A 24520-nucleotide genomic window follows, 5' to 3' on the forward strand; every position below is an offset into this window, starting at 1 on the left:
AAGGGGCAATTCCGAGGGTGCGAAAGGGTCAGCGCGCGGTGCGCGACACCCGCTCGATTTCGGCGCGCACGAGCCGCTCGACGATGGCCGGAAGATTGGCGTCCAGCCATTCCTTCAGCATCGGCCGGAGGATTTCCTTCACCAGATCCTCGACCGTGCGCTCGTGGCTCGGCAGGACCATGTCGCCGAGCGATTCGAAGGCAGCGGCCACCACCGCATCGACCGAGGGGGACAGAAGCTCCTTGCGGCGCTGGGCATCGGCGAACGGGCGGGCGGCCGGTTCCGCAGCGCGCGGCGCGGCGGGGCGGGCCGCGCCATCGGCACGGGGCGCGGCGGGCTGCGCCGGCTGGGCGTGGGGCGCGCGCGGGGTGGCACCGGGAGCGGGGTAATCTGCCATGTCCTCATCCTCGCGATACGGCATGGAGGCCGCGCCGCCGGTCTCATCCCACCCGCTGGCCGGGTCGTCGTAGCGGTCGAGGCCGGGCGAGAAGGGCTCGGCGAACGGGTCGCTGTCGGAATGGCGCGCAGCGCTCTCGCGGGCGGCGGCATCCCGGGGCGGCTGGGGACGGGCCGGCATGGGTCGCGCATCGGCGGCATAAGCGTCTGCGCGGGGCATGTCCGAACGGGGCGAGTCCGAACGGGGCAAGTCCCCGCGAAGCGGGTCCGGCCGCGAAGACTCATGCCGGGAAGACTCATGTCGCGAAGACTCTTGCCGCGCGGGCTCCTGGCGAAGCGAGTCCTGACGAGCGAAATCCTGCCGAGAGAAATCCTGCCGGACTCCCTCCTGACGCGAAGGCTCGGCGCGAGAGGACTCGGCACGCGACGCCTCCGGACGCGGAGCCTCGGGGCGCTGCGCGTCCCCGCGGCGGGGCGGTTCCGGCCGGGCCGTGGGGGCGAAGCGCGTGTCGTCCCCGAGCCCGCGACGGGGCGGGACGTCCTTCGTCGGCGGCGTGGCCTCGCGGCGGGCGGGAGCATCGTCGTCCGAGATGATCCGGCGGATGGAGGCCAGGATCTCGTCCATGGAGGGCTCTTGCGGCTTCGGGTTTGCGGACATGTCTCGACCTCGGCCGAAGACGTCCTTCAAACCGCGCGCGACGCTACGATTGATCAGGGACGCCAGAATCGCACCTATCTTTCAGCATGGCATCACGACATGCCCCGGCGATCAAGCCCGCCAGCGCATCCGGCTCACTTTCCGTCGGGCGTGCGCAGGCCGAACCAGCTGTCACGAACCTGCTGGTAGTGCACCTTCGGGTCGTAGACCGGGACCTTCAGGCCCATCGACAACGCGTCCAGCTTGCCGATTACCGACACCAGCGAATAGGCCGCGACCACCCGGTCGCGCTGGGCGATCACCAGGGCCGACTTGGAATTGGTCAGGTCGGTCTGGGCGTTCAACACGTCGGTGGTGGTGCGCTGGCCCACGCGCCATTCCTCGCGCACGCCTTCCAGGGCGAGCGTGTTGGCGGCGACCTGGGACTGCGCCGCCTCGATCTGCGCCTTGGCGGCTTCGAGCGCGCCCCAATACTGGACGCCCTGGGTGCGCACCGCGTCGCGGTTCACATCCACCTCGATGCGGGCCTGGGTGAGATATTCCTTGGCCTGCCGGATGGCGGAATATTCCGCGCCGCCCTGATAGATCGGAACCGACAGATTGAGCGTCACCGCGGCGCCGAAGTTCGAATCCACGGCCTGGCTCTGGTCGTAGGATTGCAGCACCTGCCCCTGCACGTTCAGGTTCGGGGCGAGGCCGCCTTCCGCCATGCGGACCTTGAAGTTCGCGGCGTCGACGGCGAACTGCGCTGCCAGGATCGCCGGATTCTGCGCAAGGCCGGCGCCGATCACGCTGTCGAGCTTGGGCGGCAGGCGACGTTCCACGGCGGTGGAGGGCGGCACCAGCTTGCCCGGCTCCACGCCGATCACCTGATGATAGACCGCGCGATAGGAGGAGAGGTTCGCGATCGCCTGCGCCACCTGATATTGGGCGCTGGCGACGCGCGCTTCGGCCTGCGCCACGTCGGTGCGGGTCACTTCGCCCACGTTGAAGCGGTCGCGGGTGGCGCGCAGTTCCTGGTTCAGGGCCGCGAGGTTCTGTTGCTGCAATTCCAGGAGCGCGATGCCCTGGATCACGTCCATGAACGCGGTCACGCCGTTCAGAAGCACGCTCTGCTCGGTGTTGCGCAGCAGTTCGCGCTGGCCCTTCACCTGCGATTCGGCGTTGCGGGTCGTGTTGGCGGTGAGAAAGCCGTTGAAGATGGTCTGGGTCACGGTGAGGTTGGCGGAGCGCGGCACCAGGGTGCCCGTGGTGCTCACGCCCGACGCCTTGGAGCGGGCATATTCGCTGCCTGCACTCACGCCGGCGGTGATGTTGGGCCGATAGCCCGACAAAGCCTGCGGCACGTTTTCGTCGACGGCGCGCGTTCCGGCACGCTGCGAGTTCAAGGTCGGGTTGTTGATGTAGGCGGCAGCCAGAGCGGCTTCGAGCGTTTGGGCGGACGCACTGCCGGACCACGCCGTCGCGCCCAGGGCGGAGGCGGCGGCCAGAACAAGAATGCGTCGGCGAACATGTGTCGCAAGCGACATGAATATCTCCCCGACCGACGCGAGGCCGCACGACAAAGAGTGCGGCGCCTGACGCGCGGAACTTAAGCGGACCTTAACTGCCTGTCCGGTCGGAGGGAACCGACCGGTTCGATACCTCGGCGCTTTTCCTCGCAACCGCGGCAGATGCGCCACAGGTGGGTCAGAAAGTGAAGCGCGGCGGGGCTTCGAAGCCGGCCAGAGGCGGCACGGCGGCGTTGAACACGACGCGCTCGCTCATGGCGCCGTTCACCTTGGTGAACACCGCCGCGCGGCCCGCGCCGCCGTGGCCCACCACGGTCACGAGCCGGCCACCTTCCTTGAGCTGGGCGAACAGCGCCTCCGGCACGATTTCGACCGAACCGTTGATGAAGATCACATCATACGGCGCCTCGGGCGCCCAGCCGGCGGTCAGCGCGCCCTGGAAGGCGGCGACATTGGTGACGGAGAGGTCGGCGAGAATTGCGGTCGATTCGGCGATCAGCTCCGCGTCGTCGTCGAGCGCGACCACCTGCCCTGCCAGCCGCCCGAGAATGGCCGCCGAATATCCGGTGCCGACGGCGATATCGAGCACCAGATCGTCCGGCTGCACGTCGGCCAGCTGGAGCAGCTTCGCCAGGACCATCGGCTCCATCAGATAGCGCGCGGGCGAACCGGCGCGGGCGGGGCGGATGACGAGGTCGTCGTCGATATAGGCGAGGGACTTCAAATCCGAGGGCACGAAGCGCTCGCGCGGAATCTCCAGCATGGCGCTGACGATCCGCGGATCGGTCACATCATTGGCGCGAACCTGGCCGTCCACCATGCCGCGACGCAATTCGGCGAAATCGATCATCTCTGGCCCTCCGACCGCTGCCGTGACGGTTTAACCCTGCCCTGCAAGAGCCACAGACCTGCCGCTTTTGCAAGTCGCCGGAACGCGAGCCCGGCGGCTTGCGTTCCGGCATCCGGCGCGGCTTGGCGCCTCGCGCGTCAGCGGCTCACTTGGCTGCCGTATCGGCAATGCCGGCGATGGTGATCTGGCGGAAGATCACATGATCGCCGACCTTGATCTTCTTGAACTCGTCCTTGCCTTCGGGAACCTGGACCGACACCTCGTTGCCGCCCGGGCCCTTGACGGTGACGGTGCGGGTGTCGAGGGCGACGGCGGTGACGGTCGCGGCGATTTCGCGGCGGTCGGTGACGATTGCCGCCGGGCGGGCGCCGGCGGGGGCGCCGTCCAGGGTCTTCACGTCGGTGGGGATCGGCGTTCCGTCGTTGGGATGCACGACCTGGATCTCGGTGGCCTGCTCCATGCCCGCGGTGACGATGTCGCCCACCTTGATCTGCGGGAAGTTCTGCATCTCGTCGCCGGCCTTGATCGCCACCCAGTTCCCTTCCGGGCCCACGAGGGTGATCACGCGGGTCTTGGCATCCACGGCGGACACCTTGGCCGAGATCGTCGTCTTCACGACGAAGGCCACGGTGAGAATCGGATCGGCGGCGAGCGCCAGCGTCGGCAGCAGCGCGAGCGTGCCGGCGGCGAGGAGTTTGCGCATATTCATGGGCTTGGTCTCCCGAAGCGTCCGTCTTCCTGCGAGACGGAACGGGTGTGGCTTGCCGGACGGTCAGCGCGCGCGCAAGCGCCAAGCCTGAGCTTTGTCGTCGCGCCCCGGCGGGCCGCCCGCTGGACGCGACGGGGGGCACGCGGACCATGGCCGGCCCCCGCGCGGGCCGCGCACAGGAGGTCGGAACGCGGCTACCCACAGGCCCCCCTTGCCCCAGGGGGCCGACTGCTTTAGTTAGCGCCGCTACGAGGCCACGTGGCGGAGTGGTTACGCAGCGGACTGCAAATCCGTGCACCCCGGTTCGATTCCGGGCGTGGCCTCCAGTTTCGTGCGCGGCACTTTCCCTTATGCGATGCCCATCTCGCCCGGATGCACGAAACTGAACCGCCGCTCGAGTGGCGAAGCATGGGCGTGGCACGCGGATCGTGCCCGGAGATTTTGATGAGCATTTCGCCGCTGAAGCGCCTCGGCGCCTACATGCAAAAAGATGAGACCATGCGGCTCATCCATCGCCTGTTCATCTCCGACGGCCGGCGGCACTGGAAAGGGTACGCGACAGCGTTCAGCTTCATGGGTCTGATGGCCGCCTCCACCGGCGCCATGGCCTATCTCATGAAGTCCGCGGTGGATTCGATTTTCGTCCATCCCACCGCCGAAGCGGTCTGGGCGGTGGCGATCGCCATGATGCTGCTCTCCACCGTGAAGGGCATTTCCGCCTATGCCCAGTCGGTGACCATGGCCAAGGTCGGCAACCGCATCGTCGCCGACAACCAGAAGCGGATCTTCAACCGCCTCCTGGACCAGGACGTCACCTATTATGCCGCGCGCCACACCGCCGACATCACCATGCGCTTCTCCATCGGCGCGAACTCGGCGCGCGACGCGCTGAATCTCGTCATCACCTCCATCGGCCGCGACATGCTCTCGCTGATCGCCCTGGTGACGGTCGCGATCCTGCAGGACCCGTTCCTCGCCATCGTCGCCCTGGTGGTGATGCCGATCGCGGTCATGGGCACGCGCAAGCTGGTGAAGAAGGCGAAGAACATCTTCAAGCGCGAGTTCGCCAGCGGCATCAAGCTCAACACCACCGCCATGGAATTCATCCAGGGCGTGCGCACGGTGAAGGCCTATACGCTGGAAACCATCATGCGCGGGCGGGTCTACAGCTATGTGGACGATGTCGAGCGCGCCTCCAACAATCTGATGAAGACCCAGGCCAAGTCGAGCCCGCTGATGGAGACCCTCGGCGGCTTCGCCATCGCCGGCGTGATTCTCTATGCCGGCTACAACGTGGTGGTGCTGAACAAGACGCCCGGCGAATTCTTCTCGGTGCTCACGGCGCTGCTGCTGGCCTATGAGCCCGCCAAGCGCCTCGCCCGCTTCAACGTGGAGCTGGCCGGCATGATGGTCGGCACGAACATGCTGTTCGAGATCCTCGACACGCCGGGCGCGGAACAGGAGCCGGCGGACATGCCGCTGCTTCCCGTCGGCCCGGGGCGGGTGGATTTCAAGGATGTGGAATTCGCCTATCGCCCCGGCGAACCGGTGCTGCGCGGCATCTCGCTGACGGCCGAGCCCGGCCAGACCACCGCCCTCGTGGGCACCTCCGGCGGCGGCAAGAGCACCATCATCAGCCTGATCGAGCGATTCTATACGCCCACCGCCGGCACCGTCACCATCGACGGGCACGACGTGACGCAGTTCAAGCGCACCTCGGTGCGCGCCGCGTCCGCCCTGGTCAGCCAGGATGTCTATCTGTTCTCCGGCACGGTGAAGGAAAACATCGGCTTCGGCCGCCCCGACGCCAGCGAGGAGGAAATCATCGCGGCGGCCAAGGCGGCGCACGCCCATGACTTCATCATGAGCTTCGAGCACGGCTACGACACCCAGGTGGGCGAGCACGGCGCCCAGCTCTCCGGCGGCCAGCGCCAGCGCATCGCCATCTCCCGCGCCTTCCTGAAGGATGCGCCGATCCTGCTGCTGGACGAGGCCACGGCCGCGCTCGACAGCGAATCCGAGGCGGAAGTCCAGAAGGCCCTGGTGGCCCTGCAAAGCCGCCGCACCACCATCGTCATCGCCCACCGCCTCCAGACCGTGGTGCGCGCCGACAAGATCTGCGTCGTCGACGGCGGCCATGTGGTGGAGAGCGGGCGGCACGACGAACTGATGGCCAAGCGCGGGCGCTATTACAGCTTCTACCAGATGCAGTTCGCCCACGAGAACGAACACAAGGGCGAAGCTCAGGGCGAACGCACCGACGCCGCGGGCGAAGCGCCGACCTTGCTCTCGGCCTGACGCCTTTGAAAACAAAGGCTTGGAGGAGATACCCCCAGGCTTTTCACAAGCCCCGCGCAATTATCGCGGTTTATGTCTTCACAAGCCGGCACACGGTTGCTATATCGCCGGCCTCGCAAGTGAGCACCTGATCCCCGGTAGCTCAGTGGTAGAGCAACCGGCTGTTAACCGGTTGGTCGCTGGTTCGAATCCGGCCCGGGGAGCCAGTCTTACGAAAAAATGGCCGCCCGATCGGGCGGCCTTTTTCGTTTCTGCGCGCTGTGCACTCTGATCGTCGCACGGCGTGCACTTGGATCGTCGCGCGGCGTGCACTTGGATCGTCGCGCGGCGTGTACCTTCAGAGGCGCGCGTCGCCCGGCGCGCGCCGGACGCGCTCAGCCCCCGCCGAACACCGACCAGCGCATGGCCTTCGCCAATTGCTCCAGCGCGATCGAGCCGAGCACCGAATTGCCGTAGCGGTCGAGGCCCGGCGACCATACCGCGATGGAGGCCTTGCCCGGCGCCACCGCCAGGATGCCGCCGCCGACGCCGCTCTTGCCCGGCAGGCCGACGCGGAAGGCGAAATCGCCCGAGCCGTCATAATGGCCGCAGGTCAGCATCAGGGCCGCGATGCGGCGCGCCCGCTCGGAGGTGACGACCGAGCGGCCGGTGGTGGGGATCTTGCCACCGAAAGCGATATAGCGCCCCGCCATGGCCAATTGCCGGGCCGTCATGGTGATCGCGCAATGGTGGAAATAGACCCCGAGCGCATGGTCCACCGGATGTTCCAGCACATTGAACGCGCGCATGTAATTGGCGAGCGCGGTGTTCAGGAAGCCGGTCTGCTTCTCCGAGCGCGCCACATTCTCGTCGATCGCCACATCCTCGTCGTCGGCGATGAAGCGGATGAAGCGCAGGATCGAGCCCAGCGCCTCGCGCGGCTGGTGGCCGGAGAGCAGCACGTCGGTCACGGCGATGGCGCCGGCATTGATGAAGGGATTGCGCGGCTTGCCCTTCTCATATTCCAGCTGGACGATGGAATTGAACGCATTGCCGGAGGGCTCGCGGCCGACGCGATTCCAAAGATTGTCGCCGAGCTGCCCGAGCGCCAGGGTGAGGGTGAACACCTTCGAGATGCTCTGGATCGAAAAGGATGTCTCGAAATCGCCGGCGCAGATCATCTCGCCGTCGGCCGTGGTGACGGCGATGGCGAACTGGTCCAGCGGCACCTTGGCGAGTTCGGGAATATAGCTCGCCACCGCGCCGCGCTCCGTGCGCTGCGCCATGTCTGCGGCGATGTCCGCCACCACCTGCCTCAAGTCCGGCTTGAAATCCGACACCCGGTCCTCCCTTTGCACGCCGGTCAACTATAGCTCTCGCAGACGCGAAGGGTAGCCGGCCGCGCCGAGGCGGCTATGCTGCGCGCCGCGTTTCTCGTTACCGGTGCGTCATGCCGCCTTCCCCTGCCCTGGTCTGGTTCCGCGACGATCTGCGGCTTAGCGACAATCCCGCCCTCACCCATGCCGCGCGCGACGGGCGGCCGGTGGCGGCGCTTTATGTGCTGGATGAAATTTCGCCCGGCGTGCGGCCGCTCGGCGGGGCGGCGCGCTGGTGGCTCGCCCAGTCGCTGAAGGCGCTGGCGCGGGATCTCGGCACCCATGGCATACCCCTGATTCTGCGGCGGGGACCGGCGGGCGACATCGTGCCGGCGCTGGCCCTCGCGCTCGGGGCGGGCCTTGTCGCCTTCAACAGCCGGCCGGGCGCGGCCGAGCACGCCGTCGATGCGCAGATCGCCGCCGCTTTGCGGGCCGAGGGCGGCGAGGTGCGCCTGTTCAACGGCCATCTGCTGCACGAATTGGGATCGGTGCGCACCGCGGCGGGCACCTTGCCGCGCACCTTCAGCGCCTTTCACCGGGCAGCATTGAAGGACCGGGTGCTGCGCCCGCCCCTGCCCGTACCGCCGCGCCTGGAGGCCGCGCGCCACGCACAGGCGAGCGAGGATCCCGCCCCCTGGGCGCTCGAACCCTCCCGGCCCGACTGGGCGCAGGGGCTGCGCGCCACATGGCGGGCCGGAGAAGCGGCCGCGCGGGAGCGGCTGCACGATTTCCTGTCCGAAGGCCTGCGCGGCTATGCCGATCTGCGCGACCGGCCGGACATGGCGCACGTCTCGCGCCTGTCGCCGCATCTGCGCTGGGGCGAGCTATCCCCCCGCCAGGTCCTCTCCGCCGCCCAGCACGCGGTCGAGGCGGAGGGGCTGTCGCCCCGCGATGGGGAGAAGTTCGCGGCCGAACTCTATTGGCGCGAGTTCAACCATCACATCCTCAACGCGGCGCCCGACCTCGCGACGCGGAACCTGAACCCCGCCTTCGACGCCTTTCCCTGGCGCTCGGCACCTCGTGAACTGGCGGCATGGCAGGAGGGCCGCACCGGCTATCCCATCGTGGATGCCGCCATGCGCCAGCTGTGGCAGACCGGATGGATGCACAACCGCATGCGCATGGTGGTCGCTTCGTTCCTCGCCAAGCATTTGCTGGTGGACTGGCGCGCGGGCGAGCGCTGGTTCTGGGATACGCTGGTGGATGCGGACGCGGCGAGCAATCCCGGCAATTGGCAATGGGTGGCGGGAACGGGGGTCGATGCGGCACCTTATTTCCGCATCTTCAATCCGGTGTTGCAGGGCGAGAAGTTCGATCCGCACGGGGCCTATGTGCGCGCTTTCGTGCCGGAGCTGTCCGGCCTGCCGCCGGCGCTGATCCATAAGCCCTGGACGGGCGATGCCGCCGCCCTCTCGCGGGCCGGCGTGCGGCACGGCGCCGATTATCCCCGTCCCATCGTCGACCATGCGCGGGCCCGTGCGCGGGCGCTGGAGGCGTTCGCGCAGATAAAGGCGCAATGACCCCTCCGGCGCCGCGCCGCAGGGCCGAGCTATGGCGCGGCCGCAGGCTTCCCGCTAAACCGGGCGCGTCGGCGACTCGCGCCTGAAGCGCCGCGGCCCGGCTGCGCCGGCAGGATTGTTTCACACGCGCGGCGCCCCGCCGCGGCGAGGATCGAGCGATGCGGGAAACCCTCTATTCCTTGCAGATCCTGCGCTTCCTCGCAGCCGCCTTGGTCATGCTGTCCCATGTGGAGCACAGCCTGTCCGGCTTTCGCGAACGCTATGGGGCGGAGGTGCTGATTTTCGGGATTTCGGGCGATCTCGGCGTCCGCATCTTCTTCGTCATCAGCGGCTTCATCATGGTCTATATCGCCCATGATGCCTTCGCGCAGCCCGGCGCGCCGGGGCGGTTCCTGGCGGCGCGGATCGTGCGCGTGGTGCCGCTGTATTGGCTTTTGACGACGCTGCAAATCCTCGTCTTCCTGCTGCTCGCCCGCCTCGGCGATCCCTCCGGCGCGGCACTCCTCTCCGTGCCGGAAGTCGTGAAGAGCTATTTCTTCATCCCTTACTTCAATCTCTACGCGCAGCATCGGCCGATCCTCTCCCAGGGCTGGACGCTGAACTATGAGATGTTCTTCTATCTCGCCTTCGCCGCCAGCCTGTTCCTCAAGCGCACCCTCGGCCTGGTCGTGCTGATGGCGCTGCTGCTCGGCCTGATCGCGGCGGGAACGCTGGACTGGCAGCAGGACGTCCTGCGCGCCTGGACCCATTCGATCCTCCTGGAATTCGTCATCGGCATCGCGCTCGCCCTCGTGAAGCTGCACCTGATGCGCAGCGGGCGCGGCGTGCTGGCATTTCGCCATGTCCTTCCCGCCTGCCTGGCGCTGATCGTCGCGGTCACGGCCTTTCCCCAGGCGGTGCCGGCGGCGCATACGCTGGTGGCGATGCTGACCGTGGGGCTATGCGTGCTGTGCGTGGATGCCAATCCCACACGCCCGGCGGTGGGCATTCTCGTGGTGCTGGGCAATGCCTCCTACAGCCTTTATCTCTGCCACAGCTTCATTTTCCTGTTCGTCGACCCGCTCTGGCGCAAGCTGTTGGGCGGGCAGTATCTCGGGCTTTATTTCCTGCTCGTCACCACGGCGGCGCTCGCCCTCGGCTATCTGACCTATCGCCGCGTCGAGCTGCCGATGAACGGGTTCCTGCGCAGCGCGCTCCTGCGCCGGAGCCCCCGCCCCGCCCCGGTGCCGCGCTGAAAGCCGCAAGCCGCGCCGGTTGCCGCTGGTGAGCGCCTTCGCTAACGTTCGCTCGCCATCTGGAGCACGGTTATTCCATGAATATACGTAACGGTCTTGTTGAATCCATCGGCAACACCCCGCTCATCCGCCTGAAGAAGGCGTCCGAGGAGACCGGGTGCACGATCCTGGGCAAAGCCGAATTCCTCAATCCGGGCCAGTCGGTGAAGGATCGCGCGGCGCTCGGCATCATCCAGGATGCGATCGCGAAGGGCACGCTCCAGCCCGGCGGCGTGATCGTGGAAGGCACGGCGGGCAATACCGGCATCGGCCTCGCGCTGGTGGCCGCGCCGTTCGGCTTCAAGACCGTGATCGTCATTCCCGAGACCCAGTCCCAGGAAAAGAAGGACATGCTGCGTCTCGCCGGCGCCACGCTCGTGGAAGTGCCGGCGGTACCCTATTCCAACCCGAACAATTACGTAAAAGTCTCCGGCCGCCTCGCCGAGGCGCTCGCCAAGACCGAGCCGAACGGCGCCATCTGGGCCAACCAGTTCGACAATGTGGCCAATCGCCAGGCGCATATCGACACCACAGGGCCGGAAATCTACGAGCAGACCGACGGCAAGGTGGACGGCTTCGTGTGCGCGGTGGGCACCGGCGGCACGCTCGCCGGCATCGGCATCGCGCTCAAGGCGCGCAACCCCGACATCAAGATCGCCCTCGCCGACCCGTTCGGCGCGGCGCTCTATTCCTATTACACCACCGGCGTGCTGCACGCGGAGGGCTCGTCCATCACCGAGGGCATCGGCCAGGGGCGCATCACCGCAAACCTCGTGGACGCCCCGGTGGACCTTGCCTATCAGATCCCGGACGCGGAAGCGGTGCAGATCGTGTTCGACCTGCTGGAGCATGAAGGCCTGTGTCTCGGCGGCTCGTCCGGCATCAATATCGCCGGCGCGATCCGCCTCGCGAAGGATCTCGGGCCGGGGCATACCATCGTCACCATTCTCTGCGACTACGGCACGCGCTATCAGTCCAAGCTGTTCAATCCCGAATTCCTGCGGTCCAAGGACCTGCCCGTGCCGGGCTGGCTGGAGCGCAAGAGCGAGGTGCCGAACGTTCTCGTGTGACCCCGCCACCCGTCCTCCAACCCGGAAGCCCGTTCATGACCTCCTCGCCCTACCTCGTTTCCACGCAATGGCTTGCGGACAATCTCGGAGCGCCCGACCTGGTGATCGTGGATGGCTCCTGGCACTTGCCGCCGACCGGGCGCAACGGCAAGGCGGAGTTCCTGGAGCATCACATTCCCGGCGCCGTGTTCTTCGACATCGACGCCATTTCCGACCCGTCCACCGACCTGCCGCACATGCTGCCGGACGCGCTCGCCTTCTCCGCTGCGGTGGGCAAGCTCGGCATCGGCGACGGGCTGCGGATCGTGGTCTATGACCAGCTCGGCCTGTTCTCGGCGGCGCGCGTGTGGTGGACCTTCCGCGCCTTCGGGGTGGCGGAGGTGATGATCCTGGATGGCGGCCTGCCGCAATGGCTGGCCGAGGGCCGCGAGACCGAAAGCGGCCCCTCGGCCCGCCCGCCGGCGAGCTTCATGGCGCGGCTGGATCGGTCCATCATCGCCGACATCGCCCAAGTGGAGCGCGCCCTGACCGCCGGCACCAGCCAGGTGCTCGATGCGCGCCCGGCCGCCCGGTTCCGGGGCGAGGCGCCGGAGCCGCGCGCCGGCATCGCCTCCGGCCATATTCCCGGCAGCCTGAACCTGCCGTTCAGCGAAATCGTGAAGGACGGCCACCTCGCCGAGCCCGCGGCCCTGCGCGCGGCCCTGGAGGGCGCGGGCGTGGATCTCTCCCGCCCGGTGATCACCTCCTGCGGTTCCGGCGTCTCGGCCGCTATCCTGTGGCTGGCGCTGGACAGCATCGGCAAGCGCCCGCATGCGCTCTATGACGGCTCCTGGGCCGAATGGGCCTCCGCCGGAAAGCCGGTGGCGACCGGGGCGGAATAAACCCGGCCTCGCTTGGAAGATCCCTAACCCTCGCTTGGAAGGCCCCCTCCCTAACCCTCCCCCGCACGCGGGAGAGGGGACAAGGCGGTGTCGCGGGGAAATCCGTACCTCACACAGACCGATGCGCTCCCTCTCCCGCTTGCGGGGGAGGGCTGGGGAGGGGGAAAGACCGCCAGAGCGGGGAAAGACCGGGGCGGACGATCCGGATTCGCCTACAGCAGCCCGAGCGCGCGCAATTCGCGCTCCATCTCCGCCGGCAGGCCGGCCGCGCCCTTCCCCGCTGCGTCGATATCCGGGGCCACATCCGCATCCTTGAGATAGCGCCAGCCCTGGAACGGGCGATGGGGACGCGGCGCCACGCGCACCACCTGCGGGTCGAGCACCAAGGTGCAGCGGCGGATGCCTTCGCCATCGACGAACGGGCGGATGTCGATCAGGCGCTGCCGGCACATGATCTCGCCCTTGATCACCCAATAGAGCGAACCACCGCCCAGCAATTCCTCGGTGCGGGTGGGCACCATGCGGGTGATATGCCCGTGTTCCACAGGCAGGCCGCGCGCCGCCTTGTCGGCGAGGCGCTCGGCGATCCAGTCGGTCAGGTCCTCGATGGATTCGGCGCCGACGCACAGCTTGAGGAGATGCAGGGGCCGGGCCGCTCCGATGGCGGACCCGGACGAAGCGGCCGGCGATGGCTTGGCCTTCGCCGCGGGAGATTTGGCAACGGCGGATTTGGCGGGAGTTTTCGCGTTCATGCGGCGACGGCCGGCTCCCGCTTCACCTGCGGCCAATCCACTTCGTCCTCGGGCAGGACCTCGGTTTCTTGCAGCGCCTCGCCCTTCCAGGCGACGAAATCGGGCTGGTCATGGATCGCCGCCACATAGGCGTCGCTCACCTCGTCGAGCGGCACCGCATAGGTGCGCAGGCGCGTCGCCACGGGAGCAAACATCGCGTCCGCAGCGCTGAAGGCGCCGAACAGGAAATCCCCGCCGCCGCCAAAGCGCCGACGCGCCTCGCGGAAAATGGCGGTGACGCGCGCGACGTCGCGCTCCACGCCCTCGGCGAGGGCCAGCGGCTCCACCGGCCGCCATAGATTCATCGGCAGATGGCGGCGCAGATGATGAAACGAGGCGTGCATCTCGGCACTGATGGAGCGCGCGAACGCACGCGCCGCAGGACGCACCGGCCACAACGGGCGATTGGGATGGGTTTCGGCCACATGTTCGATGATGGCGAGGGAATCCCACACCGGAATGTCGCCATCCACCAGCACCGGAACGCGGCCGGCGGTGCCGAGGGGCGCCAGCGCTGCCTTGAACGCATCCGTGCCGATGGCGATGCGCTGCTCCTCGAAGGCGATGCCGGCGGCCCGCAAGGCAAGCCACGGCCGCAGCGACCAGGAGGAATAATTCTTGTTTCCGATGATCAGCTTCAACGGCATGACGCTCGCCCTCCCCAGCACCCTACGGGACCGGGCCGCGTGCCGTCAGCGGATCGAAGCGACGATGACGGGATCGAACCCGCCGAAGAGATAGACCACGGCGATGGTCGCAACAACAACGCCCAGAGCAGTGCGGGCGACGCACCAGCAGGATCGTTCGGTCTTTACGGTCATGATGACTGTCTATGGCTTGAAGGGGAGAAACCAGGTGTCCTGAAACAGGATTTCCAGATGGGGCGCATTTCGGCCACGCATTCGTCACAATATCTAAGAAATTCCTAACGAAAGCGCAAGACCATCCTGCTGCGCCGCACCGGCATATCCGCATGGCTGCCCATACGCCTTCCTATCAGCTCGGGCTTGCGCGGCGCTGGCGGCGATGCGACAGCAGGCCATGATGAATGCGCAGAACCCGCCCGCGGCTGAAGCCGCAGATACCGCCCTGCCCGCCGAGGACGATGTGGCCCGCGCCATCCTCACCCTCGCCGCCCGGGAGGGCGCCAAGACCATCGCCCCGGCGGACGCCGCCCTCGCCCTGATGGGTCCGGCGCAGTGGCAGCGTGCCCTGCCGGCGGTGCGCCGGGTCGCGGTGCGGCTCGCGCTCGAAGGCCGGCTGGTCATCTACCGCAAGGGCAAGCCGGTGGATCCGCAGGATTTCCGCGGCGTCTACCGGCTCGGCCTGCCGCGCGAGGATTGACCTGTCAGCCGGCTATCGCGTGCGCCTCGCGCGCTCGCAGAAATTCATGGCGCGAATTCTGCCGAAATCCCGGGTTTAGCGCGCGGAAAACCACGGAGATGGGGCACAAAACCCCGATTCGTCTGCGCTAAGCCATTGTTTCACGTGAAACATTTTCCCACTGCGGGCCGGCGGCCGCAGCGCCGATGGGTCTCTAGGGCGCGGGAAACAGCACCTTGGTCTTGCCGGCAAGGTAATAAGCGGCAAGGCCTACCCATTCGCGGGTCGCGATATCCATCAGGTCCTGCCCCTGGGCGACCCGCGTGAACGGGGTGTCGAGCAGGTCCGGCCGGACGGTGCGATAATCCACCGGATAGGCGATCACGGGAAAATCCACCGCGCGAAAACAGGCAATGGCGCGGGGCATGTGGAAGGCCGAGGTCACCAGCAACCACCGCTGGCCCGGCTTCGGATTGATCAGGGCCTTGCTGTAGGCGGCATTCTCGATGGTGTTGCGCGAGCGCTGCTCGAACACCACCCGTGACAGATCGACGCCCGCATCCTGCAACGCCTTGCGCTCGGCCTCCGCCTCAGGCGCCACCATGTCGCCCGGCGCCGTGGAGCCCGCCGCCACCACCAGCCGGGCGGCGGGATATTGCCGCGCCAGCGCCGAGAACACGATGATCCGCTCGGCCGCGTCATTCACCGCCGTGATGCCCCGCGCCAGCGACACGTCCGGCACCTCGGCGCCGCCGAGCATCAAAATGCCCTCGATGGGCTTTCCATCCGGCACAAAAGGCGGAAAACGCTCCTCCAGCGGGGAGACCAGGTAATTGGCCAACGGCGAGAAGCCGGTCAGGAACATGCCGAGGACGGCGAAGGCGAGAATCAGCGACGGCGTCCGGCGCAGGCCCGTCAGCAGCAGGATCACGCCGAAAACCGCCAGCAATACCAAGATGTTGGAGGGAGCCGCCAGGATGCCGAGGATCTTCGAGAGCGTGTAAAAATCGTCCATGAGCGCTCCTCTTCAACCCAGCAATAGCCTAGTCTTGTTGCAGCGCGAAGATGGAGAAGCGCGCGCACCCGGGGACAGGGCGCACGCGCTCGGTTTTTGCAGGGGATTGGTTTGGAAAGCCGCCGTCAGGCGGTCTTGTCGAACAATTCGCGGCCGATCAGCATCCGGCGAATTTCGCTCGTCCCCGCCCCGATCTCATAAAGCTTGGCGTCCCGCAGCAGGCGGCCGGTGGGATAGTCGTTGATATAGCCGTTGCCGCCCAGGGTCTGGATCGCCTCGAGCGCCATCCAGGTCGCCTTCTCGGCCGCGAACAGGATCGCCCCGGCCGCATCCTCGCGCGTGGTGGCGCCGCGATCGCATGCCTTTGCAACGGCATAGACATAGGCGCGCACCGCATTCATGGTCACATACATGTCGGCGATCTTGCCCTGCATCAGCTGGAAGGTGCCGATGGGCTGGCCGAACTGCTTGCGCTCGTGGACATAGGGCAGCACCACGTCCATGCAGGCCTGCATGATGCCGACCGGTCCCGCCGCGAGCACCGCGCGTTCGTAGTCCAGGCCGGACATCAGCACATTGACGCCGCGCCCCACCTCGCCGAGCACATTCTCCTCGGGCACTTCGCAGTCCTCGAACACCAGCTCGCAGGTGTCGGAGCCGCGCATGCCGAGCTTGTCCAGCTTCTGCGCAGTGGAAAAGCCCTTGAACCCCTTCTCGATGAGGAAGGCGGTCATGCCGCGCGCGCCGGCGGCCAGATCGGTCTTGGCATAGACCACCAGGGTCTCGGCGATCGGGCCGTTGGTGATCCACATCTTGTTGCCCGTCAGCAGGTAACGGTCGCCCTTCTTCTCCGCGCGCGTCCGCATGGACACGACGTCGGAGCCGGCTCCGGGCTCCGACATGGCGAGCGCGCCCACATGCTCGCCGGAGATCAGCTTGGGCAAATAGCGGCGCTTCTGCGCCTCGGTGCCGTTGCGGCGGATCTGGTTGATGCACAGGTTCGAGTGCGCGCCGTAGGAGAGCCCCACCGAGGCGGAGGCGCGGCTGATCTCCTCCATGGCGATCACATGCTCCAGATAGCCGAGTCCGGAGCCGCCATATTCCTCTTCCACGGTGACGCCGAGCAGGCCGAGGGCGCCGAGCTGGGGCCACAGGTCGCGAGGAAATTGGTTCGTGCGGTCAATCTCTTCGGCGCGCGGGGCGATCTTGTCCTGGGAGAAAGCGCGCACGGTGTCGCGCAGCATGTCGGCGGTTTCGCCGAGGTCGAAATCGAATCCGCGATGGGCGTTGGGCAACATGGTCTTCCTCCCGGCCGCGTCGAAGCCCATTCTGCGCGGCACCCGCCGCCGTGGTCTTCTTGAGCGCGCTGAACCAATGGCATAGGCGCCCCTCTCCCGTCGGCAAGGAGCGACGGGCGGAGCGGACGGGGAAGAATAAAACGTATGGCCGTTTATTCAACAGGAAACTGAGCCGCGCTCACGCATCCACATTGCGCCGCATGCCCGGCGGGCGGGGGCGGCCGCCCGGCGTGTTCTGATCCGCGAGCATGGCCTGGGCGGCGTCGATGGAGACCGGGCCGGAGAACAGGAAGCCCTGTGCCTGCTGCGCCCCGAAAGCCCGCAGGAAGCGCAATTGCTCTCGCGTCTCCACCCCCTCGGCGGTCAGCACGATGCCGAGCGAGCGACCGAGCCGCACCACATATTCCACGATCGCCGCGGCATCGCGCTCGGTACCGAGGTTGGAGATGAACGAGCGGTCGATCTTGATCTTGGTCACCGGAAAACGGCGGATATGCACCAGCGAGGCATGCCCGGTGCCGAAATCGTCGAGCGCGATCCGGACCCCGCTCTCCCGCAGGCGCAGCAGCGCGGCGTTCACTTCCGCATCGGCCTGGATGATGGCGCTCTCGGTGATTTCGATCTCCAGGCGCGACGGCTCGAAGCCGGTCTGGGCGAGGCTCTCCAGGATGAGGTCGGCGATATTGGGCTGGCGCAGGCTGATGGGCGACATATTGACCGAGACGGTCACGTCGTCGAGCCGCCGGCCCAGCTCGCAGGCGCGCCGCATCACCCAATTGTCGAGCCGGCAGATCAGCCGGCTGCGTTCGGCGATGGGAACGAAGGTCTCCGGGGGGAGGCGCCCGCGCTCGGGATGATCCCAGCGTACCAGGGCCTCGAACCCGACGATGCGCTCGCTCTCCACATCCACCTGCGGCTGGAACACCAGCACCATCTGTCCGCCGTCAATCGCTTCGGCCAACTCAAGCTCGACCGTGCGGCGGTTGCGGATGTCCTGCTCCAGCTCGGGGGCGAAGAACCGCACCAGCCCGCGCCCGTCCGCCTTCGCGCGATAGAGCGCGATGTCGGCGAGGCGCATCAGCTCGCCGGGATCATCGGTGTGCTCGGGCGCGAACGCAACGCCGATGGAGGCACCGATCTGAAGCTCGTGGCCCTCCAGGCGCACCGGCTGCTGCATCACCCTCAGCAAAGCGTCGAGGAACGGTTCCACCTCCGCCCGCTCGGCGCAGATCAGATAGAGCACGAACTCATCGCCGCCGAACCGCGCGGCAAGGCCGCGATCGCCCAGTGTCTGGCGCACCCGCGACGCCATCAGGCACAGAAGCTCATCGCCGACGCCGTGGCCCAGCGTGTCGTTGATGTCCTTGAACCCGTCGAGATCCAGATAGGCCATGGCCAGGATCTCGGTCGAGGACAAGGTGGCCATGCGCGCCTGGAGGCGTCCGACGAAGCCGCCGCGATTGGCAAGCCCGGTCAGATAATCCTCCATGGCGAGCGATTTGGCCTCGGCCTCGCTCGCGAGCAGGGCGGCGCTGGTGCGGCGAGACTGCACCAACAGCATCACGCAGATGGCAAGCAGAGTCAGCGAGAGCACGGCCACCAGCGGAGCGATGCGCTGGAGCGCGGTTGCGCCCGGGCGCTCCGGCAACCAGGCAATCACGATCGGATTGCCGTCCGCGAGGTTGGTCAGGGTGACGAAGTTTTCCCGGTCTCCGGCAGGTGCCTCCCGATAGATCCGAAAGCCCGCCAATTTTACCCTTTGCGCCAATTCGCTCAGGAAGGCGTCATCCAACAGATCCACCGTCACGGATTGCAGCACGTCCGTCCCGTCGCCGGCCGCTTCGGCGCCCTTGATGGATCGCACCACCGCAAGGCCGGCGAAATCGCCGATCGCGACAAATCCGGAAACCGGCTCCCCGGCGGCCTTGGCGTCGCGGTTTTGCGGGTCGCGCATCAAGCGCTGGAGCGCGGGGCGCAGCATGTCGAACTGGTTCTGGTCGACTTCCTGGTCCAGCGCATAGGCGTGGAGGACGTGTAGCTGCCGGTCGAGCAGGAAGGTGCGCTCGTAACCGAAGTGATTGTTGAGCGGGAGCCCGAGATTTTCGTGCAACCAGGCGCGATCATTCTGTTTGACCCGCGCGCTGACTTCCTCGTCGGGCTCGATCAGGCTCACCGTGCGCTTCATCAGCATGGTGTGATCGCGCAGCGCCGCAAGCACGGTCTGCCGCTCGAATGCGTTGGAGCGGGCATCATTGCTGGCGGTCGCGAACGCCAGGATCGCGCACAGGCACGTGACAAGGACCAGCACCGCAGCGATGGTCGCCACCGAGAAGCTGCGCGCTGCGGCGCCCGCCCGTCTAGGAATATTAGCCTCCCGACCGAGGGCCACGAAAAGGCCGCGCGACAGACCCAATGTCGCCGCTGACCTTTCTCGTACGGCCGGGCAGCGGGCGCAAGCACCCCGAAAGCCTACTCTGTCTTAGGTACCCCCAAACCACAGGGAGGCGAGGCCGAGAAATGCAAAAAATCCGACGCTGTCTGTCACCATCGTGACGAATACCCCGGATGCAACCGCAGGGTCGAGTTTAAGCTTGTGAATCCCTAGCGGAACCAGGATTCCGAACAGTCCCGCCGCCAGCATGTTGACCACCAGAGCGCTGGCGATCACTCCGCCAAGTTGTAAATTCCCGAACCACGCGGCAGCGATCACGCCAAGCAGGATCGCCAGGATCGATCCATTTACCAATCCAACCAAAACTTCTCTGAGCACGACCCGACGCGCATTGTGGGAGCTGATGTCCTTGGTGGCGAGCGCGCGGACCGCCACAGTCATGGTTTGGTTCGCGGCGTTCCCGCCCATGGACGCGACAATCGGCATCAGGACCGCAAGGGCGACCATCTTCTCGATGGTGCCGGAGAACAGGCCGATGATGAAAGCTGCGAGGAATGCGGTCCCAAGATTGACCACCAGCCACGGGAGGCGACCGCGGGCGGTATAAGCCACCGTGTCGGAAAGCTCCTCGTCGCTGCCCACGCCGGCCATGGCGCGCAGATCCTCGTCCGCCTCCTCCTGGATCACGTCCACCACGTCGTCGATGGTCATGACGCCGACGAGGCGCCCCGCATCGTCCACCACCGGGGCAGAAACCAGATTGTAGTGCTCGAACATGCGAGCCACGTCCTCCTGGTCCTCCGAGGCCTTCACGATGTGGCGCTGGTCGCTCTTCACCGCCGTCAGCAGCACCGCCCGCTTGGTGCGCAGCAGGCGGTCGAGTGGGATCGAACCGACCAGGCGGTAGGCCGGATCGACCACGAAGACCTCATAGAAGGTCTCGGGCAGATCGTCGGTGTCGCGCAGGTGATCGATGGTGCGCCCGACGGTCCAGAACGGCGGGACGGCGATGAATTCCGTCTGCATGCGCCGGCCGGCGCTTTCCTCGGGATAATCGAGCGAGCGCTGGAGCGCGACCCGCTCGGGCGCGGGTATGTGCGCAAGGATGGCGGCCTTCTCATCCTCATCCAGGTCTTCCAGGATGTAGACCGCATCGTCCGAATCGAGGTCGCGAATGCCTTCCGCCACAGTCCACGGCCGCAGCGCCTGGAGGATCTGGACGCGGACCGTCTCGTCGAGCTCGGTCAGGGCGGTGAAATCGAATTCGCCACCCGCCAGTTCGATCAGCCGGGGCCGCTGCTCCGGATCCAGGGCTTCGATGATGTCGCCCAGATCGGCTTCGTGGAGCCCGCGAATCAGCCGGCGCAGGTGCTCGCCGTTCGACGCCGCGACCGCGTGCTGGACCTGCGCCAGGAAGGCATCGGAGATCGCGCCGTCCGCGTCGCGCGGCGACAGGGCGGGATGGTCGTCTGCGGCGGCGGGACTGTCCTCGCGCATCGTTCACCCCACGTCACGGATGGAAACCGGCACAGGTTCGGACTAGGTTGCCGCCAACCTGAACGAACCGTTCGTCTCTTGTTGTCGCTGAAAGCCTGAAGCCCCGGCGTGCCGCCGGGAATCCGCCTCCGCGCTTCTAGGCATACGAGGGCCGGAACGCAAACGCTCCAGCCGGAAAATCCGATTCATGAAGATCCGCATCACCTTGGCCTTGACCATGGGGGCTGTGGCCGCCCTGCTGATGCCGCTCGCGGCGCTGGCGCAGGGGTGTCCCGGGCGCCCCTCCGCGCTCGGCACCGCGCGCGTGTTGGAAGTGCCGGCGGGGGTGCGGGTCGGAACGAAATCCTTCCCTCAGACGCTCGCGCTGAAGCCCAAGGAAGTGGTGCTCACCTTCGACGACGGCCCCTGGCCCAAGACCACGGCGGCGGTGCTGGACGCGCTCAAGGCGCAGTGCGTGCGGGCGACCTTTTTCCTGATCGGGGAAAATGCGCGCGCCCGGCCCGAGCTGGTGCGTAGGGTCCTGGCGGAGGGGCATACCATCGCCCATCACTCCATGACCCATCCGGAGGCGACGCTCGCCCATCTGCCATTCGATGCCGCCGTGGCGGAGATCGAGCGCGGGATCGCGGCCGACGATGCTGCAGCCTATGGCAGCGCCGGCCCCGGCGGCGCGCCGCGCGTGCCGTTCTTCCGCTTTCCGGGCTTCGCCTCGACTCCCGAGCTGCTCGCTTATCTCGAGCAGCGTGGCATTTCTGTCTTCGGCGCTGATCTTTGGGCCAGCGACTGGAATAAAATGACGCCCGAGCAAGAACTTGCTCTGGTACTTGGCCGGCTCGACGCGGCCGGGGGCGGTATCATTCTATTTCACGACACGAAAACCTATACCGCAGCCATGATTCCGGCGTTCTTGCAGGCTTTAGCGGAGCGCGGTTATCACGTCGTACACATCGTTCCCGCTTCGACCCGGTCATCCGGCCGTTGAGATTAACCCTATTTTGGGGGCGAGGGTTCGAATCTGACGATGCGTCAAGCCTTCGATCCTTGGGATCCGTCCCGGTGGGGCGTCACGAGAGTTACAGGAATGCGGTCGATTATCCTTGCGGGAGCCCTCGTTGCCCTGGCAGGCGCGGCCCAGGCGGCCGGCGACCAGCCCCTCCCCGGCTCCGCCCCGCCCGCGCCAGCGACCGCATCCTCGACGCCGCCTGCCGCCGCGCTGCCTGCCGGCGCGCCGGCGCTTCCCAACCCGGCCGCGGCGGCCGTCGGCCCCAAAGCCGCGCCCGCTCAGACAGCAGCACCGGTCCTGCTGCCCGCCGCGCAGCATCCGGTTTCCTATGAACCGTCGGCCGCCGTGCAACCCGGTGCCGCCTGCCCCGGCAATCCGGATGCCCTCGGCACGTCGCGTATCGTGAAGATCGATCCGAAGCAGACGCCGCTTCTCGGCCGGCTTCAATACAGGCAGACCGTGCCGTTGCAGAAAGGCGAGGTGATTCTCACCTTCGACGACGGCCCCCTGCCGCCGATGACCCATCGCGTGCTCGACACGCTCGCCGCCAATTGCGTGAAGGCCACTTTCTTCATCGTCGGGCGCATGGCCAATGCCTATCCGCGGGTGCTCCAGGAAGTGCATGAAGCCGGTCACACCATCGGCACCCACAGCCAGACGCACCCGCTGATCTTTCCCAAGCTGACGCATCCGGCGGGCTTGGGCGAGATCGAGCAGGGCTTTGCCTCGGTGAACGCGGGCCTTGCGCCGATCGGCGCGCACACGGTTCCGTTCTTCCGCTTTCCCGGCCTCGGCCGCACCAAATTCTATGAGGCCTATACCCAGGAGCACGGCATCGGCGTGTTCAGCGTGGACCTGGTGGCCGACGACTGGATGCATCTGAAGCCCGACGAGGTGCTGAAGCGTGCGCTCGACCGCCTCGAGGAGCGCGGATCCGGCATTCTCCTGCTGCACGACATCCAGCCTTCCACCGCCGTGATGCTCCCGACCCTCCTGCACGAGCTGAAGACGCGCGGCTTCAAGGTGGTCCACATGGTCTATGGCGAGGGCCCCGACGCCATCGCGGCGCTGCCGGCCCCCGTCCCCGCGCCCGGCGCGGCGGCGAAACCCGCCTCCGCCAAGCCGGTGACGGCACAGCCCGCGAGCGCCCAGCCCGCCGGCACCCCGGCCGGAGCCGCGGCACAAGCCGCCGGCGGCGCTCCGGCGGCCGCCCCGGCCAAGCCGGCGACCGCGGCGGTCCGCGCGACCAATACTGCGAGCGCGACCGGCGGCACGCCCTCCGGCCGCGTGCCCCTGCCGGCGCCGGCTCCGGCCGCCGTCGCGGCAGCGCCGACTCCGGCCAATCCTCCGGCCGCCGATCAGCCGTTCGGCCTCTCCTGGCCGCGCATTCTGACGGATATCCTGCCGAAGGGCCTTCAGCCCGGCCAATGAGCGACCGGCGCGTTCCGCGAGACAGGAAGCCGCCCGCCGATTCGGCCGGGCGGCTTTTTTATTGGCGCGTGGCGGTGGCACACACGGCGAGCCGATCGGCGGAGGGAGGAAGGATTGGCAAGGAGGGCACAAGCCAGCCCACAAACGACAACGGCGCCCGAAGGCGCCGTTTTGCGTCGGCCTTTGCGGCCCCATCTTCTGGTGCGGACGAGAGGACTCGAACCTCCACGGGTCTCCCCACTAGCACCTCAAGCTAGCGCGTCTACCAATTCCGCCACGACCGCAGTCAGAGATGGCTCGGCGCCCGCGAACCCTGAGGTGCGTGGCGCCGGGGGCCATCGTCTAACAGATCGACCAGGGCGCCACAAGGCCTCAACAGCGGATCATGCGCCAACTATATGTAGCCTGTGGATGGTGTGTGTCCCGCGCGCCGTCAAAGACGTATGAAGCCGCCATGACCGCTCATTCCTCCCCATCGCCGGCCGCTCCTTCCCCCACGCGGTCCGCGCTCGCCACCCACTTTCTGCCGCACGGCGCCGGAGCGGCTCCGGTGGAATGGACTGTCAGCGACGCCCCGGTGCCCTATCCGCAGGCGATCGCCGCCATGGAGGCACGGGTCGCCGCCATCGCCGCCGGGACGGCGCCGGAGCTGGTATGGCTGCTGGAGCATCCCCCGCTCTACACCGCCGGCACCAGCGCCCGGCGCGAGGACCTGATCGACGCGCGCTTCCCCGTGTTCGAGACCGGGCGCGGCGGGCAGTTCACCTATCACGGTCCCGGCCAGCGAGTGGCCTATGTGATGCTGAATCTCCGGCAGCGCAGTCCCGATCTGCGCCAATATGTCAGCGCGCTGGAAACCTGGCTCATCGCCACCCTGTCCGCCTTCAACATCCGCGCCGAACGGCGCGAGGACCGGGTGGGCGTTTGGGTGGCGCGGCCGGGCCGGGAGGAGAAGATCGCCGCCATCGGCATTCGCGTGCGCCAATGGGTGAGTTTCCACGGAATCTCGCTGAATGTGAGCCCGGACCTCACCCATTTCGGCGGCATCGTGCCGTGCGGGGTGCGCGAGCACGGCGTGACCAGCCTGGAAGATCTCGGCCACCTTGCCAGCCTGCCCGAGGTGGACAGCGTGCTGCGGATCGCCTTCGAGGAGGTCTTCGGCGCGACGCAAGCCGCCGCCGCTCCGGCTTGAGCCGCCGCGCGCGGCCGGCTTAGCATGCGGCTTTTGGACCGGTTCCGCGCCTCATG

The 24520-nt window shown here is 67.3% G+C and carries 21 protein-coding genes and 3 tRNA genes; 11 read left to right on the forward strand and 13 right to left on the reverse strand.

Translation table 11 applies throughout. The features are described 5' to 3' along the window. Positions 1 to 28: 28 nt before the first annotated feature. The 4 genes from V5F84_RS13880 to V5F84_RS13895 form a co-directional block, all read right to left on the reverse strand. Positions 29 to 616, reverse strand: a complete 588-nt coding sequence (locus V5F84_RS13880; RefSeq protein ID WP_394044888.1) for a DUF2497 domain-containing protein — start codon at positions 614 to 616, stop codon at positions 29 to 31. 572 nt (positions 617 to 1188) lie between these two features. Beyond that, the gene (locus V5F84_RS13885; RefSeq protein WP_394044890.1) at positions 1189 to 2583 is read right to left on the reverse strand and encodes a TolC family outer membrane protein; all 1395 of its coding nucleotides are present in this window, start codon (positions 2581 to 2583) and stop codon (positions 1189 to 1191) included. 160 nt (positions 2584 to 2743) lie between these two features. Continuing rightward, positions 2744 to 3415 carry a protein-L-isoaspartate O-methyltransferase family protein gene (locus V5F84_RS13890; protein ID WP_394044892.1) on the reverse strand — a complete coding sequence of 224 codons (672 nt, stop codon included), beginning with the start codon at positions 3413 to 3415 and terminating at the stop codon, positions 2744 to 2746. 145 nt (positions 3416 to 3560) lie between these two features. Beyond that, positions 3561 to 4124, reverse strand: a complete 564-nt coding sequence (locus V5F84_RS13895) for a hypothetical protein (protein ID WP_394044894.1) — start codon at positions 4122 to 4124, stop codon at positions 3561 to 3563. 252 nt (positions 4125 to 4376) lie between these two features. Here V5F84_RS13895 and V5F84_RS13900 point away from each other — a divergent pair. The 3 genes from V5F84_RS13900 to V5F84_RS13910 all read left to right on the forward strand — a co-directional run bounded on the left by V5F84_RS13900 (position 4377) and on the right by V5F84_RS13910 (position 6628). After that, positions 4377 to 4450 (forward strand) — tRNA-Cys (locus V5F84_RS13900). A 118-nt stretch (positions 4451 to 4568) separates the two neighbouring features. Beyond that, positions 4569 to 6422, forward strand: coding sequence for an ABC transporter ATP-binding protein (locus V5F84_RS13905; protein WP_394044896.1), 1854 nt, complete (start codon positions 4569 to 4571; stop codon positions 6420 to 6422). A 131-nt stretch (positions 6423 to 6553) separates the two neighbouring features. Next, positions 6554 to 6628 (forward strand) — tRNA-Asn (locus tag V5F84_RS13910). 168 nt (positions 6629 to 6796) lie between these two features. On the opposite strand, the gene V5F84_RS13915 is transcribed toward V5F84_RS13910, so the two are convergent. Further along, complete coding sequence (locus tag V5F84_RS13915; RefSeq protein ID WP_509277212.1) at positions 6797 to 7759, reverse strand: glutaminase; 963 nt, start codon at positions 7757 to 7759, stop codon at positions 6797 to 6799. Positions 7760 to 7851: 92 nt separating this feature from the next. On the opposite strand from V5F84_RS13915, the gene V5F84_RS13920 reads away from it, so the two are divergent. The 4 genes from V5F84_RS13920 to sseA all read left to right on the forward strand — a co-directional run bounded on the left by V5F84_RS13920 (position 7852) and on the right by sseA (position 12522). Then, a complete protein-coding gene (locus V5F84_RS13920; protein ID WP_394044900.1) occupies positions 7852 to 9297 on the forward strand; it encodes a cryptochrome/photolyase family protein in 1446 nt (481 codons plus the stop codon). Positions 9298 to 9455: 158 nt separating this feature from the next. After that, on the forward strand, positions 9456 to 10532 hold the full coding sequence (locus V5F84_RS13925; protein WP_394044902.1) for an acyltransferase family protein: 1077 nt from the start codon (positions 9456 to 9458) through the stop codon (positions 10530 to 10532). A gap of 77 nt (positions 10533 to 10609) precedes the next feature. Then, on the forward strand, positions 10610 to 11641 hold the full coding sequence (locus V5F84_RS13930) for a cysteine synthase A (RefSeq protein WP_394044904.1): 1032 nt from the start codon (positions 10610 to 10612) through the stop codon (positions 11639 to 11641). A 35-nt stretch (positions 11642 to 11676) separates the two neighbouring features. Next, the gene (gene sseA / locus V5F84_RS13935; RefSeq protein WP_394044906.1) at positions 11677 to 12522 is read left to right on the forward strand and encodes a 3-mercaptopyruvate sulfurtransferase; all 846 of its coding nucleotides are present in this window, start codon (positions 11677 to 11679) and stop codon (positions 12520 to 12522) included. A 212-nt stretch (positions 12523 to 12734) separates the two neighbouring features. Here the strand turns inward: sseA and V5F84_RS13940 are convergent, their stop codons facing one another. From V5F84_RS13940 to V5F84_RS13950, 3 genes are read right to left on the reverse strand one after another with little or no spacing between them, the layout of a single operon-like run. Beyond that, positions 12735 to 13274, reverse strand: coding sequence for a DUF1489 family protein (locus V5F84_RS13940; protein WP_394044908.1), 540 nt, complete (start codon positions 13272 to 13274; stop codon positions 12735 to 12737). Then, positions 13271 to 13960, reverse strand: a complete 690-nt coding sequence (locus V5F84_RS13945) for a glutathione S-transferase family protein (protein ID WP_394044910.1) — start codon at positions 13958 to 13960, stop codon at positions 13271 to 13273. The genes V5F84_RS13940 and V5F84_RS13945 overlap by 4 nt, the downstream gene beginning before the upstream one ends. A 45-nt stretch (positions 13961 to 14005) precedes the next feature. After that, positions 14006 to 14134 carry a hypothetical protein gene (locus tag V5F84_RS13950; RefSeq protein WP_394044912.1) on the reverse strand — a complete coding sequence of 43 codons (129 nt, stop codon included), beginning with the start codon at positions 14132 to 14134 and terminating at the stop codon, positions 14006 to 14008. 205 nt (positions 14135 to 14339) lie between these two features. On the opposite strand from V5F84_RS13950, the gene V5F84_RS13955 reads away from it, so the two are divergent. Beyond that, entirely contained in the window at positions 14340 to 14657 is a 318-nt protein-coding gene (locus V5F84_RS13955; protein WP_394044914.1) for a DUF3253 domain-containing protein, read from the forward strand. Positions 14658 to 14850: 193 nt separating this feature from the next. Here V5F84_RS13955 and V5F84_RS13960 read toward each other — a convergent pair whose 3' ends face one another. The 4 genes from V5F84_RS13960 to mgtE form a co-directional block, all read right to left on the reverse strand. Next, on the reverse strand, positions 14851 to 15651 hold the full coding sequence (locus V5F84_RS13960) for a YdcF family protein (protein ID WP_394044916.1): 801 nt from the start codon (positions 15649 to 15651) through the stop codon (positions 14851 to 14853). Positions 15652 to 15776: 125 nt separating this feature from the next. Further along, the gene (locus V5F84_RS13965; protein ID WP_394044918.1) at positions 15777 to 16949 is read right to left on the reverse strand and encodes an isovaleryl-CoA dehydrogenase; all 1173 of its coding nucleotides are present in this window, start codon (positions 16947 to 16949) and stop codon (positions 15777 to 15779) included. A 178-nt stretch (positions 16950 to 17127) separates the two neighbouring features. Further along, entirely contained in the window at positions 17128 to 19275 is a 2148-nt protein-coding gene (locus tag V5F84_RS13970) for a putative bifunctional diguanylate cyclase/phosphodiesterase (protein ID WP_394044920.1), read from the reverse strand. A 153-nt stretch (positions 19276 to 19428) separates the two neighbouring features. Continuing rightward, a complete protein-coding gene (gene mgtE / locus V5F84_RS13975; RefSeq protein WP_394044922.1) occupies positions 19429 to 20838 on the reverse strand; it encodes a magnesium transporter in 1410 nt (469 codons plus the stop codon). Positions 20839 to 21025: 187 nt separating this feature from the next. Here mgtE and V5F84_RS13980 point away from each other — a divergent pair, with 187 nt between their 5' ends. Beyond that, a complete protein-coding gene (locus tag V5F84_RS13980) occupies positions 21026 to 21820 on the forward strand; it encodes a polysaccharide deacetylase family protein (protein ID WP_394044924.1) in 795 nt (264 codons plus the stop codon). A 99-nt stretch (positions 21821 to 21919) separates the two neighbouring features. Beyond that, entirely contained in the window at positions 21920 to 23272 is a 1353-nt protein-coding gene (locus V5F84_RS13985; RefSeq protein WP_394044926.1) for a polysaccharide deacetylase family protein, read from the forward strand. A 199-nt stretch (positions 23273 to 23471) separates the two neighbouring features. Here the strand turns inward: V5F84_RS13985 and V5F84_RS13990 are convergent. After that, positions 23472 to 23556: transfer RNA gene (locus V5F84_RS13990), tRNA-Leu, on the reverse strand. Positions 23557 to 23726: 170 nt separating this feature from the next. On the opposite strand from V5F84_RS13990, the gene lipB reads away from it, so the two are divergent. Beyond that, complete coding sequence (gene lipB / locus V5F84_RS13995; protein WP_394044928.1) at positions 23727 to 24464, forward strand: lipoyl(octanoyl) transferase LipB; 738 nt, start codon at positions 23727 to 23729, stop codon at positions 24462 to 24464. Positions 24465 to 24520: the final 56 nt, after the last annotated feature.

This window comes from Roseixanthobacter liquoris (genome assembly GCF_043195135.2).
GTDB lineage: Bacteria > Pseudomonadota > Alphaproteobacteria > Rhizobiales > Xanthobacteraceae > NCEH01.

Bases quoted from the DNA above. Each gene is read 5' to 3' on its own strand.
- V5F84_RS13880 (WP_394044888.1), bottom strand. From the start codon at position 616: ATGCCCCGCGCAGACGCTTATGCCGCCGATGCGCGACCCATGCCGGCC.
- V5F84_RS13885 (WP_394044890.1), bottom strand. From the start codon at position 2,583: ATGTCGCTTGCGACACATGTTCGCCGACGCATTCTTGTTCTGGCCGCC.
- V5F84_RS13890 (WP_394044892.1), bottom strand. From the start codon at position 3,415: ATGATCGATTTCGCCGAATTGCGTCGCGGCATGGTGGACGGCCAGGTT.
- V5F84_RS13895 (WP_394044894.1), bottom strand. From the start codon at position 4,124: ATGAATATGCGCAAACTCCTCGCCGCCGGCACGCTCGCGCTGCTGCCG.
- V5F84_RS13905 (WP_394044896.1), top strand. From the start codon at position 4,569: ATGAGCATTTCGCCGCTGAAGCGCCTCGGCGCCTACATGCAAAAAGAT.
- V5F84_RS13920 (WP_394044900.1), top strand. From the start codon at position 7,852: ATGCCGCCTTCCCCTGCCCTGGTCTGGTTCCGCGACGATCTGCGGCTT.
- V5F84_RS13925 (WP_394044902.1), top strand. From the start codon at position 9,456: ATGCGGGAAACCCTCTATTCCTTGCAGATCCTGCGCTTCCTCGCAGCC.
- V5F84_RS13930 (WP_394044904.1), top strand. From the start codon at position 10,610: ATGAATATACGTAACGGTCTTGTTGAATCCATCGGCAACACCCCGCTC.
- sseA (WP_394044906.1), top strand. From the start codon at position 11,677: ATGACCTCCTCGCCCTACCTCGTTTCCACGCAATGGCTTGCGGACAAT.
- V5F84_RS13940 (WP_394044908.1), bottom strand. From the start codon at position 13,274: ATGAACGCGAAAACTCCCGCCAAATCCGCCGTTGCCAAATCTCCCGCG.
- V5F84_RS13945 (WP_394044910.1), bottom strand. From the start codon at position 13,960: ATGCCGTTGAAGCTGATCATCGGAAACAAGAATTATTCCTCCTGGTCG.
- V5F84_RS13950 (WP_394044912.1), bottom strand. From the start codon at position 14,134: ATGACCGTAAAGACCGAACGATCCTGCTGGTGCGTCGCCCGCACTGCT.
- V5F84_RS13955 (WP_394044914.1), top strand. From the start codon at position 14,340: ATGCGACAGCAGGCCATGATGAATGCGCAGAACCCGCCCGCGGCTGAA.
- V5F84_RS13960 (WP_394044916.1), bottom strand. From the start codon at position 15,651: ATGGACGATTTTTACACGCTCTCGAAGATCCTCGGCATCCTGGCGGCT.
- V5F84_RS13965 (WP_394044918.1), bottom strand. From the start codon at position 16,949: ATGTTGCCCAACGCCCATCGCGGATTCGATTTCGACCTCGGCGAAACC.
- mgtE (WP_394044922.1), bottom strand. From the start codon at position 20,838: ATGCGCGAGGACAGTCCCGCCGCCGCAGACGACCATCCCGCCCTGTCG.
- V5F84_RS13980 (WP_394044924.1), top strand. From the start codon at position 21,026: ATGAAGATCCGCATCACCTTGGCCTTGACCATGGGGGCTGTGGCCGCC.
- V5F84_RS13985 (WP_394044926.1), top strand. From the start codon at position 21,920: ATGCGGTCGATTATCCTTGCGGGAGCCCTCGTTGCCCTGGCAGGCGCG.
- lipB (WP_394044928.1), top strand. From the start codon at position 23,727: ATGACCGCTCATTCCTCCCCATCGCCGGCCGCTCCTTCCCCCACGCGG.